The sequence below is a fragment of the Pseudarthrobacter sp. R1 genome (assembly GCF_024494415.1).
In the GTDB taxonomy this organism is placed as follows: Bacteria; Actinomycetota; Actinomycetes; order Actinomycetales; family Micrococcaceae; genus Arthrobacter.
Map to the genome: position 1 here is coordinate 35634 of NZ_JAMKFI010000007.1, position 15251 is coordinate 50884.

A 15251-nucleotide genomic window follows, 5' to 3' on the forward strand; every position below is an offset into this window, starting at 1 on the left:
TCTGTGATGGTGGCCACAAAGATTTGTGTTTGCCCTTGTAGGTCCTAGACACTGTGACCACTCACCGATCCACCCGCAATGATGCAGGAGAAGTATGTTTTCCAAAGTTCTGGTGGCCAACCGCGGCGAAATCGCGATCAGGGCCTTCCGCGCCGGCTACGAGCTGGGCGCAAAGACCGTTGCCGTATTCCCCCAAGAGGACAGGAACTCGATCCACCGCCAGAAGGCGGACGAGGCCTACCTGATTGGCGAAGAGGGCCACCCTGTCCGTGCTTACCTTGATGTTGCCGAAGTGGTGCGGGTAGCAAAGGAGTCCGGTGCGGACGCCATCTACCCCGGATACGGCTTCCTCTCGGAAAACCCGGACCTTGCCCGCGCGGCCAAGGACGCCGGTATTACCTTTGTCGGTCCGCCGGCCGAGGTGCTGGAACTTGCCGGCAACAAGGTGGCAGCCCTGAAGGCTGCCCGGGACGCCGGTGTTCCCGTCCTGAAGTCCAGCGCGCCCTCCAAGGACCTGGACGAGCTCATTGCGGCAGCCGATGAGATCGGTTTCCCCATCTTCGCCAAAGCCGTGGCTGGCGGCGGCGGGCGCGGCATGCGACGGGTGGATACCCGCGAGGCACTGCCGGAGGCCCTGCAGTCCGCCATGCGCGAGGCGGACGCGGCATTCGGTGACCCCACCATGTTCCTGGAGCAGGCTGTCCTGCGCCCGCGGCACATCGAAGTGCAGATCCTGGCGGACGCCGAGGGCAACGTGATGCACCTCTTCGAGCGGGACTGCTCCATCCAGCGCCGCCACCAAAAGGTTATTGAGATCGCCCCGGCCCCCAACCTGGACGAAGGCATCCGACAGGCGCTGTACCGGGACGCCGTCAAGTTCGCCAAGGCCCTGAACTACGTCAACGCCGGCACGGTGGAGTTCCTCGTCGACACGGTGGGCGAGCGTGCCGGCCAGCACGTTTTCATCGAAATGAACCCCCGCATCCAGGTGGAGCACACCGTTACCGAGGAAGTCACCGACGTCGACCTCGTCCAGGCCCAGATGCGCATTGCCGCCGGCGAAACGCTGGCGGACCTCGGCCTCTCCCAGGAGACAGTCAAGCTGCGCGGCGCGGCGCTGCAGAGCCGCATCACCACCGAGGACCCCGCCAACGGGTTCCGGCCCGACGTCGGAAAGATCACCGGCTACCGCTCTGCCGGCGGAGCCGGTGTACGGCTCGACGGCGGCACTGTCTACTCGGGTGCCGAAATCAGCCCGCACTTCGACTCCATGCTCGTGAAGCTCACCTGCCGCGGCAGGGACTACCCGGCCGCCGTCGCCCGTGCCCGCCGCGCCCTTGCCGAATTCCGTATCCGCGGTGTCTCCACGAACATCTCCTTCCTCCAGGCGGTGCTCGACGACCCCGACTTCATCGCCGGGGACGTGGCCACGTCCTTCATCGACGAGCGCCCGCAGCTGCTCAAGGCGCGTGTCTCTGCCGACCGCGGCACCAAGCTCCTCACCTGGCTTGCTGAAGTCACGGTCAACAAGCCGAACGGCGAACTGACCGTGCACTCGAATCCTGCCAGCAAGCTCCCGTCGGTCAAGGACAAGCAGGCAGCACCGGGATCACGCCAGAGGCTGCTCGAGCTGGGCCCTGAAGGTTTCGCCAGGGCGCTTCGTGAACAGAACGCAGTGGCCGTCACCGACACCACCTTCCGGGACGCCCACCAGTCGCTCCTGGCCACCCGCGTCCGAACCCGCGACCTCGTGGCAGCCGGCCCCGCGGTTACGGCGCTCATGCCGGAGCTGCTTTCCGTTGAGGCCTGGGGCGGCGCCACGTATGACGTCGCCCTTCGGTTCCTGGGCGAGGACCCCTGGGACCGGCTCGCCGCCCTTCGCCAGGCGCTCCCGAATGTGTGCCTCCAGATGCTCCTCCGCGGCCGAAACACAGTGGGTTACACGCCCTACCCGGAAGAGGTCACCGAAGCCTTCGTCAACGAGGCCGCGGCCACGGGCATTGATATCTTCCGCATCTTCGACGCCCTGAACGATGTCAGCCAGATGGCACCTGCCATCCGCGCTGTCCGGGCAACAGGCACCGCCGTCGCCGAAGTGGCGCTCTGCTACACCGGCGACATGCTGGATCCCGAAGAGACGCTCTACACGCTGGACTACTACCTTGGCCTGGCCCAGAAGATCGTGGACGCCGGAGCCCACATCCTGGCCATCAAGGACATGGCAGGCCTGCTCCGTCCCGCCGCCGCGGCTAAGCTCGTCTCCGCCCTTCGGGAACGCTTCGACCTGCCGGTGCACCTGCACACCCATGACACGGCAGGAGGCCAGCTGGCCACCCTGCTGGCCGCCGTGGACGCCGGCGTCGACGCCGTGGATGTCGCCTCCGCATCCCTGGCCGGAACCACCAGCCAACCGTCGGCCTCCGCCCTGGTTGCAGCACTGGCACACACGCCGCGGGATACCGGCCTGAGCCTGGCCGCCGTCAGCTCGCTGGAACCGTACTGGGAAGCGGTCCGCCGCGTGTACGCGCCGTTCGAGTCGGGCCTCCCGGGCCCCACCGGCCGCGTGTACCAGCACGAAATCCCCGGCGGGCAGCTCTCCAACCTCCGCCAGCAGGCCATGGCACTCGGACTGGGGGAGCGCTTTGAGGCGATCGAGGACATGTACACCGCCGCCGACCGCATCCTGGGCCACCTGGTCAAGGTCACGCCGTCCTCCAAGGTGGTGGGCGACCTCGCCCTGCACCTGGTGGGCCTGAACGCGGACCCCGCGGATTTCAACGAGAACCCGCAGAACTACGACATCCCGGATTCAGTCATCGGATTCCTTTCCGGTGAACTGGGTGACCCGCCGGGAGGCTGGCCCGAGCCCTTCCGCACCAAGGCCCTCCAAGGCAGGAGCGTGAAGGTCCGCGACGTGGAGCTCAGCGCCGAGGACAGTGCCGCCTTGAAGTCCGACTCCAAGACCCGCCAGCACACCCTGAACAGGCTGCTCTTCGACGGACCCACCAAGGACTACCTGAAGAGCGTGGAGACGTACGGCAACATCTCTGTGCTGGACACCCGGGACTACCTCTACGGACTCCAGCGCGGCGCCGAGCACGAGATCCAGCTGGAGAAGGGCGTGCGGCTGATTGCGTCCCTCGAAGCCGTCTCCGAGCCTGACGAAAAGGGCATGCGCACGGTCATGTGCACCCTCAACGGCCAGTCCCGGCCGGTGGTGGTCCGGGACCGTTCGGTGGTCAGCAATGTCAAGGCAGCCGAGAAGGCCGACCCCGGCCAGCCCGGCCACGTGGCAGCACCGTTCGCCGGTGCCGTTACGGTGACGGTCAAGCAGGGCGACGAGGTCAAAGCCGGCGACACGGTAGCCACCATCGAAGCGATGAAGATGGAGGCATCCATTACGACGCCGGTGGCCGGCAAGGTCGCGCGGCTCGCCATCTCCTCCGTCGAGCAGGTAGAGGGCGGGGACCTGCTGCTGGTAGTGGAGCAGTAGAGCCACTTATAGAGTGATGCAACGAGAGGGCCCTCCGTCAGGAGGGCCCTCTCGTTGCATTGCGGTAGTGGTTGAGGAAGGCCCAGGTCCTCTGCGTGCTATTCCCCACGCCCCGCTGAGGCCGCTTCGCGGCGAGCCGGGGCGCGGGGCCCCTTTTACGCACGCTGCCGGACCGGAGCCTTCCTCATGCGATGCCTGCTACGAGGGCGGGGCCCTTGGCGCTTGTTGCCGAATCGGGGCCGGCGTCCTACGTCGGCGTCAGGAGCGTGGCGCCGAGTACATCTCTTCGATGACCGTCTCGAAGTCCTTCATTACTTGGGCGCGCTTGACCTTCATCGAGGGGGTCAGGTGCCCGGAGGCTTCGGTGAAGTCGGCGGGCACAATACGGAAGGACTTGATCGCTTCGGCCTGCGATACGGAGGCGTTCGCTGCGGTGATCAGGTCCTGGACGGCTGCTTTGACCACCGGGTTGTTGGCCGCATCCTCCAGGGAAGTGTCGGCCGGAAGGTTGTGGCGCTGCAGCCAGCCGGGCAGGGCTTCCTGGTCCAGGGTGACCAGGGCCCCGATAAACGGCCTGTTGTCACCGACCACCAGCACCTGGGAGACCAGGGCATCGGCACGGATCTGGTCCTCAAGCAATGCGGGGATGACGTTCTTGCCGCCGGCGGTGACGATGATTTCCTTTTTGCGGCCGGTGATCCACACAAAGCCGTCATCGTCGAGGCGGCCGATGTCGCCGGTGCGGAACCAGCCGTCGGCGAAGGTTTCCGAGGTAAGGTCCTCCCGCTGGTAGTAGCCGCGCATCACGCAAACGCCCTTGGCGAGGATTTCGCCGTCCTCGGCAATCCGGACTGCGTTCCCGGGCAGCGGCTTGCCCACGGACCCGATCTTGATCAGCGACGGCGTGTTGACGGAGATGGGGGCTGTGGTTTCAGTCAGGCCATAGCCTTCGAGTACCTGCAGGCCGATGCCTTGGAAGAAGTGGCCCAGGCGTTCACCCAGCGGGCCGCCACCGGAGACGGCATGGGCAACGTGGCCGCCCATGGCAGCCCGAAGCTTGCTGTACACCAGCTTGTCGAAGAGGGCGTGGCGGAGCTTGAGGCCAAGGCCCACCCGCCCGTCCTGGCGCGCCTTTGAAAAGGCGATGGCAGTGTCAGCGGCCTTGTGGAAGATGGCGCCCTTGCCGCCGTCCTCGGCCTTGGTCAGCGCGGAGTTGTAGACCTTCTCGAAGACGCGGGGTACGGCAAGGATGAAGGTTGGCTCGTAGCTTTGCAGGTCAGCGAGGAGGTTCTTGATGTCCGGTGTATGGGCCACCGTTGTTCCGGCGGCCATGGCCAAAACGGAGATGAAGCGTGCAAAAACGTGGGCCAGTGGCAGGAACATGATGGTCTTGGCGTTCTCATGGACGATCTCGCCGATGATGGCGAGGGCGTTGTCCGAGAGTTCAACGAAGTTTCCGTGCGTCAGTTCGCAGCCCTTGGGGCGGCCGGTGGTGCCCGAGGTGTAAATGATGGTGGCGACGTCGTCCAGGGTGGCCGTCGCGCGGCGCGCCTCGAGATCCGCGTCGCTGACGTCGCGGCCGGCTTCACGGAGGGCGTCCAGCCCCTGGCCTTCCAGTTGCCACACGTGCTGGAGCGCAGTGAGGCCCTCGGCCGTAACCGCCTGGCGGATCACGTCCTCATGGTGCGCTGCTTCGCCGAAGGCTGCCACCGCGCCGGAGTCACCGAGGTTCCAGGCGACCTGCGACGGGGAGGAGGTCTCGTAGATCGGAACGGATACTGCTCCCGCAAACCAGATGGCAAAGTCCACCAGGGACCATTCGTAGCGGGTGCGGGACATGATGCCTACCCGGTCACCCGCAGCCACGCCGCTTGCCATCAGTCCCTTGGCCAGGGCCGAGACGTCGGCCAGGAAGTCCGTAGCCTGGATGTCCTGCCAGGCACCGGCGGAACCGCGCCGCGAAAACAGTGCCGGGTTGCTGGGCTTTGCAGCCTGCCGCAATACCAGATCAGTGATGTTGGTTTCCGGTGGGACAACAACAAGAGGCGGAACACTGAATTCGCGCACTATAGCTCCTTTGATATCCGAAGACCCGCGCAGGGGTATGCCTAAGACTAGTACGCCTGTACCGGGCCATGCAGTATCTAAACCTACTGACGAGTAACTTTGGCGTCAATGGTGGCCGGCGGGACATGCAGGGACGGCCTCCTTCACCGCCTGAACCGCCAGCCTAGAATGGTTGACTATGTATGCACCGCCCCCCGGCGAACAGGCCGGCCCCTTGCCACGACCGGTTCCGTGGAGGCGGCGCCCAACCACTGGCCGGACCAGGTTGCGCCACGGCGAAGGCCTGCGCGAGCACCTGCGCCTTGGCCGGAAGGGCCTTGCCATCGGGATCGACATCGGGGGCACCAAGGTGGCTGCCGGCGTGGTGGATGCCGAAGGCCGGATCCTCAACGAGGCGCGCCGCTCGACTCCCGGCACGGATCCGCGGGCAGTGGAACAGGTGATTGTGGAGCTCGTGGAAGAGCTCGGCCGGGGGCACCGGATCTGGTCGGTCGGGATCGGCGCCGCCGGGTGGATGGACCTCGACGGCGGCACGGTGCTTTTTAGCCCGCATCTCGCCTGGCGGAACGAGCCGCTCCGGAAAAACCTGCAGAACCTGTTGCGCCGTCCCGTCCTGCTCGCCAACGATGCCGACGCCGCAGCGTGGGCGGAGTGGCGCTTTGGTGCCGGGCAGGGTGAAGCCCGGCTGGTGTGCATCACCCTGGGCACGGGAATCGGCGGGGCCATGGTGATGGACGGGCGGGTGGAGCGCGGCAGGTTTGGCGTGGCCGGCGAGTTCGGCCACCAGATCATCATGCCCGGCGGCCACCGGTGCGAGTGTGGGAACCGGGGGTGCTGGGAGCAGTACGCGTCCGGCAATGCGCTGGGGCGTGAAGCCCGGATCCTGGCGCGGGCCAACTCCCCGGTGGCCCAGGACCTGCTCGCAGCTGTGGGTGGCAACACCGATACGATCACCGGTGCGATCGTCACCGAGTTGGCCCTTGCCGGCGACGCTGCTTCCCGTGAACTTATCGACGAAGTAGGTGACTGGCTCGGGCTCGGGCTGGCGAACCTGGCCGCGGCGCTGGATCCCGGCCTGTTTGTTATCGGCGGCGGCCTCTGCTCAGCAGGGGACCTGCTGGTGGAACCTGCCCGAAAGGCCTTCGCCCGCAACCTGACCGGCCGCGGCTTCCGGCCTGCTGCCGGTATTCAGCTGGCGGCCCTGGGACCGAACGCCGGCCTGATCGGGGCGGCGGACCTCTCCCGGGTGAGCAGCAGGGTGCGCGCCTGAGGCACTAGACGCGGGCGCCGTCGTCGTTCTCGTCTTTTTCCTGCGGAAGCTTCATGATCAGGTAGACCGTCCCCAGGACAAACACGGCCACGATGCCCACGATCGCGAGCATCGGGGCGGAGCGCCAGAACATGGCCGACAGCAGCAGGGCCACGGGCCCGCCCACCGCGGCCAGCCAGGCCAGCATGGTCAGCGGGTCGGTTCCGGCCAGGCTCGGCGGCTCCTCGGGAATGAATTCGCCGTCGTCCCCGTCCACGTCATAGTCGCGTGGCCCCGCGGCCGCGTTGCCGTTCGCGGCGTCACCGGTGGTGGCTGCCGACTCCTGCCGCTCGGCGGCCGAAAGCTCGGTGGGGGCGGACCCGGCAAGTCCCAGGGGGTCGAAGTCGCGGAAAGTGGCGGACCTGCCCGCGGGAGCGGGAGTGCCTTCGGGCGCCTCCGGGTCGTCGGCATTGTCTGTACCGGCAGTACCTGTACCGGCAGGGCCTGCCGGCGAGTCTGCTTCGAGGCGGGCCACGAGGTCAAGCCAGACGGCGTCGTCGTGGTTGGAGCCCTGGTCGGGGGAGCCGGAGTCAGGCCTGTTCATGGGAAGCCTCCTGGACCGGCGCAGCTGAAGCGGACGCAGCGCCGGCAGCAGACACCACGCTGCGGACGAAGTCCACGGATCCAGCAAAAATTTGGTCGGCGTCGTTGTCCAAAGTGGCCACGTGGTAGCTGTTTTCCAGCCGGACCAGCTCAAGGGGCGCATGGGTGAGGCCGCGGCGCAGCGCCACGATGCTGGAGTCGGACACCACATGGTCAACCGTGGAGCGGTAGACCTGTACGGGAGCAGTGACCCTGGGCAGGATCCTGATGGTGTCCTTGAACATCTTGTTGAGTTCGTGGGCGGCCGCTACCGGAGTGCGTGGATAGGCGCCCTCATCCATGCCTTCTTTCAGGATGTCGTTCGCGATGGCCGGTGTGCTTTTCATGACCAGCTTCAGGATTCCGGCGAGCGGAGCCCGGGGATCGTCAATCACCAGCCCCGGATTCACCAGGACCACCCCTGCCACCGGACGTGTGGCGGCGATGCGCAGCGCCAGCGCTCCGCCCATGCTCAGGCCGGCGGCAAAGACGTAATCGCACTCCGCGTCCAGCTCCAGGTAGGCATCATCAAGTGCGGCATGCCACTGCTGCCACGTAGTCCGGGCCAGCTCCTGCCAACTGGTGCCGTGGCCCGGCAACAGCGGCATGCGGACAGCGAAGCCCGCGGCGGCGAAGGCGTGGGCCCAGGTACGCAGGCCGTGGGGGCTGCCGGTGAACCCGTGCGAGAGGACCACGCCGATCCGGGGCCCCTCGCCATTGAATGGACTGCTGTAGGGGCTGTGGTCCGGGCTGGAGGTCATGGGGTCTCCACTGAAGTGTTCTGGCGGGCGTGGGCATGGAAAAAGGCGCTGGATTTCGAAAAGATCTCCGGCGCGTCCACGTCCAGCGTAGCCACATGACCGCTGCTGGCAAGGCTGACTACCTCTTCAAGGTGCGTGCCCAGGCGGTTTTTCAGTACTGCCAGCGAGGTGGGCGGGACTACTGCGTCCGTGTGCGACTTGAATACCTGCACGGGAGCTGTAACGCGGGCCAGGCCCCGGGTGGCAGCCCCGAACAGTTTCTTCAGTTCGTGCACGGCGGAGAGCGGTGTGCGCGAATAGTCGCCGTCTTCGGTGACAACCGCCGTGGGCTGCTCCTCCTGGATGGGGAGGGTGGTCTTCTGGAAATACTTCAGCACGCCAATGACGCGTACCCGGCGGTCGTAGAAGCTTAGGCCGGGGTTCACCACCGAGACTCCCGCCACAGGGTGCCTGGAAGCAGCCAGCAGCGCGATGGCTCCGCCCATGGACAACCCGGCGACAAAACACGTATCCGTCCGCTCCGCAAGCTCCAGGTAGGCGCTTTCGAAACTGTTGTACCACTCGCTCCAGCGCGTCCGGGCAAGCTGGCGCCAGGTGGTCCCGTGCCCGGGCAACAGGGGAACGGTGACCGCGTAGCCTTGCGCAGCGAGGTGTTCCGCCCATGGCAGCACACTCAGGGGGCTGCCGGTGAAACCGTGGCAGATCGCCACACCGATGCGGGCGTTGGCTCCGTGGCCGGGATAGCTGAAAGCGGCAGGACGGGACGGGGTGCTGCTTTCGCTCATGACTCCATCGTGTCACTGTTCCGGGCAAATCTCACTAGAGTAGGGTTGCATTGAACTGCTGGCCAGGCCCGACGCGGGGCCTGAGGGCTGCCTTCCAGAGGGGTTTCGCACGTGTTCTATTGGGTGATGAAAAGGATCTTCCTGGGTCCGGTGCTGAAGCTGCTTTTCCGCCCGTGGGTGAAGGGCCTGGATAATATTCCGGCCGAGGGTGCCGCAATTATCGCCTCCAACCACCTCTCGTTTTCCGACTCGATTTTTATGCCGTTGATGGTCCGCCGTCCGGTGGTGTTCCTGGCCAAGTCCGAGTACTTCACGGGCACGGGAATCAAGGGCAGGCTGACGGCCCTGTTCTTCAGGCTCACCAACCAGTTGCCCATGGACCGGTCCGGCGGTGCCGCGTCGGAGGCGTCGCTGAGTGCGGGAATGGACGTCCTCACGCATGGCGGGCTGCTGGGCATCTACCCGGAGGGGACGCGCAGCCCCGATTCGCGCCTCTACCGGGGAAAGGTGGGCGTTGCCAGGCTCGCGCTCAAGGCCGGAGTCCCGGTGGTTCCGGTGGCAATGATCGGCACGGACAAAGTGCAGCCCATCGGCAAACGCCTGCCGAACATCCGCAGGATCGGCATGATTTTCGGTGAACCGCTGGACTTCAGCAGGTACCACGACCAGGCCGAGGACCGGCTGGTCCAGAGGCAGGTCACGGACGAAATCATGTTCGAGCTGATGCGCCTTTCCGGACAGGAATACGTGGATGAATACGCGGCCGTGGTGAAGCTCCGGCTCGCGGGAAAGCCCGTTGACCCTGCTGCGGCTGCGGAACCCCTTGCCACCCCCGTGCCTCCTGAGGGCACCCATGCCGGCCCGGATGCAGATGCTCCAGATGCCGGGGCCCCACATGCCGGTGCCGGGTACCTTGCCCCCGACCCCGGAAAGCAGCAGGACGACGGCGGGGCTGCCGCCACCGCCTGACCCGCGCGGGCTTCCCGGTGCCAGTCTTCCGGGCCCGGCGGATGTCTGTGACGCCAACGCCTGGATGCGTGACGCCGTGGTGTTCCCCGTGCCTGCGCGACCGTTAGTCTTAGAGGGTGACTGAGCTATCTGCAAAACCTGCCTTTTCGCTGTCCAGCACCGCCCAGAGCGGAGCGGCCAACTATCCCGGACTCGATGACTGGCGGGACCTGCCCATTTCCCAGCAGCCCAGCTGGCAGGACAGGGACGTATTCGATGCCTCGGTAAAGGAACTCTCCGTCCTTCCTCCGCTGGTCTTCGCCGGCGAGGTGGATGTCCTCCGCGAGCGGCTGGCTGCTGCTGCCCAGGGCAAGGCGTTCCTGCTGCAGGGCGGCGACTGCGCCGAAACCTTCGAAGCAGCCACGGCGGACAAGATCAGCGCCCGTGTCAAGACCATCCTCCAGATGGCAGTGGTCCTGACCTACGGCGCCGCGATGCCCGTCATCAAGATGGGCAGGATGGCAGGCCAGTTCGCCAAGCCCCGTTCCTCCAACGATGAAACGCGCGACGGCGTCACACTGCCCGCCTACCGCGGCGACATCGTGAACGGCTACGAGTTCACGCCCGAATCCCGCGGCCATGACGCCGCGCGGATGCTCCGCGCCTACCACACGTCCGCCTCCACGCTGAACCTCATCCGCGCCTTTACCCAGGGCGGATTCGCGGACCTGCGCTCGGTACACCAGTGGAACAAGGGCTTCACCGAGAACCCGGCCCACGCCCGCTACGAGTCGCTGGCGCGGGACATCGACCGGGCCATCATGTTCATGGAGTCTTGCGGTGCGGATTTCGAGGCGCTTAAGCGCGTTGAGTTCTTCGCCAGCCACGAGGCACTCCTCCTGGACTACGAACGCGCCCTCACCCGGATCGACTCCCGCACCGGCTTCCCGTACGACACCTCAGCGCACTTCCTTTGGATCGGGGAGCGGACCCGGGAACTGGACCACGCGCACGTCGATTTCCTGTCCCGCGTGCGGAACCCCCTCGGCGTCAAGCTGGGCCCGTCCACCACCGGTGACGATGCCCTCCGCCTGATCGACAGGCTGGATCCGGAGCGCGAGCCCGGCCGGCTGACCTTCATCACCCGCATGGGTGCCGGCAACATCCGCGAGAAGCTGCCCGCCGTCGTCGAAAAGGTCACCGCCTCAGGCGCGCAGGTCCTCTGGGTCACCGACCCCATGCATGGCAACACCGTGACGTCCCCGAACGGGTACAAGACCCGCAACTTCGACGACGTCATCGACGAAGTGCGCGGCTTCTTCGAGGTGCACCACGCCCTGGGCACTGTTCCAGGGGGACTGCACGTGGAAATGACGGGCGACGACGTGGCCGAGTGCCTCGGGGGAGCTGATCCGATCGACCAGGAAGCCTTCCTGGACCGCTACGAGTCAGTCTGCGACCCCCGGCTGAACCACATGCAGTCGCTGGAAATGGCGTTCCTGGTGGCCGGGGCACTCGCCAAGCACTGACCTGTTCCAAGCACTGAGCTGTTCCAGGCATTGAGCTGTTCCAAGCACTGATGTCCGGCCGGCACCTGCGGGTGCCTGGTGTGGGCGGGCCCGTCCCGCCTACACCACGGTCAGTGTGATGACTGATCCTTCAGGTACTTCTGTATCCACAGGGTCCTGGTCGCGGACGGTGCCGAAGAAGCCGCCCAGGATGTTGTTCACCTGCACGCGGAAGCCCAGGGCCTCAAGGGCCCGCTTCGCCTCCGTTGCCTGCTTGCCGATGTAGCTGGGTACCTCCACCATCCTGGGCCCCTTCGAGATGGTCAGGGTGACCGTTGCGCCGCGGGTGAGGGTCCCGTTGGCCGGGGACTGGCTGACCACGGCGCCCTCGGGGATGTTCCGGTCGAACACTTCTTCGCGCGCAACGTCAGCCTTCAGCCCGGCCGCTTCGATGGCGTCCTTCGCGTCAGCCTCATCCTGGCCCACTACATCGGGCACCGGGATCGGTTCGGGGCCCTTCGAGACCACCAGGTTGACGGGCGTTCCCCGCCGGGCAGGGGTATCGGCTGCCGGATCCTGCGACAGGACAACGCCCGCGGCTGCGGCTTCATCAAACTGCTCGGTGACGGTCCCAAGCGCCATCCCGGCGGCGTTGAGGCTGATCTTGGCTTCCTCCAGCGTGCCGGCCGTCAGCCCGGGCAGCGGGAATAGTTGCGGACCCTTCGAGACAAACACCGAGACCGGCTGGAACTTCCGGATCTCCGAGCCGGCCGGCGGTTCAGTGCCCACCACCAGCCCGCTGGGAACATCCTCGTCGAAAACATCCCTGGTGGTGGACCGGAATCCTGCCTGGCTCAGGAGTTCCTGGGCCTGTGCCACCGTCTTGTTTGCCACGGTCGGGATGGCCGCGGCCGAGCCGGGACCCATGCCGAAGAACCAGCCGGCACCCGTGGCAAGCAGCGCGGCGATGACCAGGACCACCACCCACAGGACCCCACGGCGGCGCGGGCTCCCTTCGCGGAGGTTCCGTGCCGGAGTGGCTGCAGCGCGGGCCCGGGCTTTCTCCTCCTCCTTGTCGGCCTTGCGCTGCGCCCGCTTGCTCATAGGCGCCGGCGCCGCGGCCGCCCACGGGGCGTCGTCGTCCTTGTCGGGTGGAGTCAGAAGGAGGTTCCGGTGAGCGGCCTCCGCGCGCGGCGCCTCCCGGCCGGGAGCCTGACCTGCCTGCGGCTGCAGCGGCTGGTACGGTGGCGCGGCGGGCCGGCCAAACGGCATAACGCTTGTTGGATTATTTGTGCGGGATATGACTTCGGTCCGGTTCTGGTTCCCGGCGGGGCCGCCGGCGTCCATGGCCGCGGGAGGCTGCAGGTCCAGTTCCCGATCGCTGAGGTTGGTCCTGATGTGGCGCAGTTCCTGGAGCAGCGCATTCCCGTCGATGGGGCGGTTCTCGGGATCGTTTGCCGTGCACCACTGCACCAGTTCGTCCACCTCCGACGCCAGGCCCGGCACCAGGGCCGAAGGAGGCCCCACGACGCCATTGACGTGCTGGTAAGCCACCTGGATCGGGACCTCACCGGTGAACGGCTGTTGGCCGGTCAGCATCTCGTACAGCATGATGCCCACGGAGTACACGTCGCTCCGCGCGTCCGCGGATCTACCGAGGACGAGTTCGGGGGAGAGGTAGGCAACGGTTCCCAGCAGGGCGCCCGTACTGGTGGAGGTGGTGACTGCGCGGGCCAGACCGAAGTCGCCGATCTTGATTCTGCCGTCATCGGCGATCAGGACGTTCTCGGGTTTCACGTCCCGGTGGATGAACCCGGCTGCGTGGGCGGCGCCGAGGCCTTCCACCACGGGGTCGATCAGCGCCAAAGCAAGCCGGGGCGGAAGCGCACCTTTGTCCCTGATAACCTCCCGCAGCGTATGGCCTTTGATGTACTCCATGACCAGGTACGCGGTATGGGCGTCAGTGCCCTGGTCCAGCACTCCCACTACGTGGGGGTGGGACAGCCGGGCGGCAGCCTTGGCCTCGCGGCCCAGCCTGTCCAGGAAATTCTCGTCGGCCGAGAGGTGCGGGTGCAGCACCTTCAGGGCCACGTCCCGCTCCAACCTCTGGTCCGTCGCCACATAGACAGTGGACATGCCGCCGCGCGCCAGCCTGGACCTGACGGCGTACCGGTTGTCCACCAGGGTTCCTACCAGGGGGTCTGACACGTGTTCCTGCACCCTACGATCGTAATCCAGCAATGAAACGGGTCCGAACCGATACCGGTCCGGACCCGTGCCGAGTTCTTCTTGCCGCTCCCCATGCCGGGAAGCGGACGGCGGCGCTAGCCGAAGTTCTTCTGGTGTGCCTTGATGGCCGCGACGTAGGCCTTGGTGTCGTCGTACATGCCGTACTTGCTCACAGAATACTGGCCCTGGTAGTAGCCGGCGATGGCTGTGTCCCGGTCCTTGCTGGTGGCGAGGAGCTGGCGGATGATCGCCACCCCGGCCGTCGCATTGTCATAGGGATCAAGGAGGTTCAGCTTCCGTCCCACCAGGTCCGATGCCCACTGGCCCGAGCTGGGGATGACCTGCATGGTACCGATGGCGTTGGCAGGGGATACCGCGCGCTGGTCGAAGCCGGACTCCTGGTGGGCGAAGGCTAGGGCGAGTGAAGGCTCCACACCCATGGCGCGCGCGGTGTCGGCAACGATGCCGCGCATCTGCTCCCGGGAGGGGACGGGCGAAGCGTTCAGGAGGGCCTTGTTTTCGTTTGCAGAGCTCACCACTGCTGCCGGGTAGCTGAAGCCAAGGAAGGAACTGGGCACCAGCGGCGTGACGGAGGCCGCTGGCTGCGGGGCCTGCTGGCCGGCACCGGGGATGGCCAGCTTGTTGCCCGGGTAGATCACGGTGCCCATGTTCATGCGGTTGGCGGAAAGGAGCTCCGACAGCTTGACACCGTGGCGTGAAGCGATGGCGGAAAGCGTGTCGCCTGCTTTGACCGTGTACGAGCCTGATGCCGGGGCAGTGGCGGAGGAGTTTGCCAGGGCCGGGGCGGGTGCTGCCGGGGCAGGAGCCGGGGCGGCCGGGGCCGGAGCGGCATCACCACCGCCGACTTTGACTTTCTGCCCGGGGTAGATGATGGAACGCATGTTGAGGTTGTTCCAGGCGAAGACGTCGGCCAGGCTCACCTTGTGCTTTGCAGCTATGGCACCCAGCGTGTCGCCAGGCTTCACGGTGTAGGTGGCACCGCCACCGGCAGTGGAGGGGGCGGCGGGAGCAGCTGCCGGCGCCGGGGCTGCCGGCGCGGCGGCCGAACCTGACAGCTTGATCTTCTGTCCGGGGTAAATGATGGTGTTCGCCTGCAGGTTGTTAAGCTTCAGGATTTCGCCCGTGTTCAGCCCGAACCTGCCCGCAATGGCACTGATGGTGTCGCCCCGGGCGATCGTGTACTCAGCCGGTGCGGCCGGCTGTGCCGGCTTGAAGGCCGTGGGGATGGCAGTGGAGACGGACGAGGCCGGGATGACAGCCGCCGTCGCCTGCGCTGCCGCCTGTGCTTTCATCGCCGCGGCCAGCGTGGCAGGCACGGCGCGGGCAGGCTGCTCCGCGGCGGCGGGCTGGGCGAGGGCCAAGGATGACAATACGACCGCTGGCAGCGCTGCCGTAGTGGCAGCGATCATAGGCAGACTCGGCTTGGGGGGCTGCTTGGGCGAGCGGGACATCGTCATGGAAAGAATCCTCTTCTCAACTGCGGGCGCGGGCGGGGATGCCGCTGTCATTTCGATACTACTGTTACAGATGTTATTGCTGTTACGAATG

The 15251-nt window shown here is 66.4% G+C and carries 10 protein-coding genes; 4 read left to right on the forward strand and 6 right to left on the reverse strand.

The window, feature by feature from the left end:
* The first annotated feature begins 94 nt into the window (after nt 1–94).
* Complete coding sequence (locus M8J71_RS08050) at nt 95–3493, forward strand: pyruvate carboxylase (protein WP_256247416.1); 3399 nt, start codon at nt 95–97, stop codon at nt 3491–3493.
* Between the two features lie 258 nt (nt 3494–3751).
* Here M8J71_RS08050 and M8J71_RS08055 read toward each other — a convergent pair whose 3' ends face one another.
* Nucleotides 3752–5560: an AMP-dependent synthetase/ligase gene (locus M8J71_RS08055; protein ID WP_256247417.1), complete on the reverse strand. Its 1809-nt coding sequence runs from the start codon at nt 5558–5560 to the stop codon at nt 3752–3754.
* 178 nt (nt 5561–5738) lie between these two features.
* Here M8J71_RS08055 and M8J71_RS08060 point away from each other — a divergent pair, with 178 nt between their 5' ends.
* Nucleotides 5739–6830: an ROK family glucokinase gene (locus tag M8J71_RS08060; RefSeq protein ID WP_256247418.1), complete on the forward strand. Its 1092-nt coding sequence runs from the start codon at nt 5739–5741 to the stop codon at nt 6828–6830.
* A 4-nt stretch (nt 6831–6834) separates the two neighbouring features.
* Here M8J71_RS08060 and M8J71_RS08065 read toward each other — a convergent pair whose 3' ends face one another.
* Genes M8J71_RS08065 through M8J71_RS08075 form a run of 3 tightly spaced genes read right to left on the reverse strand, consistent with a single transcriptional unit; the run spans nt 6835 to nt 8997 of the window.
* Nucleotides 6835–7413 (reverse strand): hypothetical protein, encoded by a 579-nt coding sequence (locus M8J71_RS08065; RefSeq protein WP_256247419.1) that lies wholly within the window; start codon nt 7411–7413, stop codon nt 6835–6837.
* Nucleotides 7400–8212 (reverse strand): alpha/beta hydrolase, encoded by an 813-nt coding sequence (locus tag M8J71_RS08070; RefSeq protein ID WP_256247420.1) that lies wholly within the window; start codon nt 8210–8212, stop codon nt 7400–7402. Before M8J71_RS08070 ends, M8J71_RS08065 begins: the two co-directional genes overlap by 14 nt.
* Entirely contained in the window at nt 8209–8997 is a 789-nt protein-coding gene (locus M8J71_RS08075) for an alpha/beta hydrolase (RefSeq protein WP_256247421.1), read from the reverse strand. The genes M8J71_RS08070 and M8J71_RS08075 overlap by 4 nt, the downstream gene beginning before the upstream one ends.
* Nucleotides 8998–9108: 111 nt before the next feature.
* On the opposite strand from M8J71_RS08075, the gene M8J71_RS08080 reads away from it, so the two are divergent.
* Together M8J71_RS08080 and M8J71_RS08085 are read left to right on the forward strand one after the other, a co-directional pair.
* Nucleotides 9109–9966 carry a 1-acyl-sn-glycerol-3-phosphate acyltransferase gene (locus tag M8J71_RS08080; protein WP_256247422.1) on the forward strand — a complete coding sequence of 286 codons (858 nt, stop codon included), beginning with the start codon at nt 9109–9111 and terminating at the stop codon, nt 9964–9966.
* 116 nt (nt 9967–10082) lie between these two features.
* Entirely contained in the window at nt 10083–11474 is a 1392-nt protein-coding gene (locus M8J71_RS08085) for a class II 3-deoxy-7-phosphoheptulonate synthase (RefSeq protein ID WP_256247423.1), read from the forward strand.
* Between the two features lie 99 nt (nt 11475–11573).
* Here the strand turns inward: M8J71_RS08085 and pknB are convergent, their stop codons facing one another.
* Nucleotides 11574–13673, reverse strand: a complete 2100-nt coding sequence (gene pknB / locus M8J71_RS08090; protein ID WP_256247424.1) for a Stk1 family PASTA domain-containing Ser/Thr kinase — start codon at nt 13671–13673, stop codon at nt 11574–11576.
* 104 nt (nt 13674–13777) lie between these two features.
* Entirely contained in the window at nt 13778–15160 is a 1383-nt protein-coding gene (locus M8J71_RS08095; protein ID WP_256247425.1) for a lytic transglycosylase domain-containing protein, read from the reverse strand.
* Between the last annotated feature and the right edge of the window lie 91 nt (nt 15161–15251).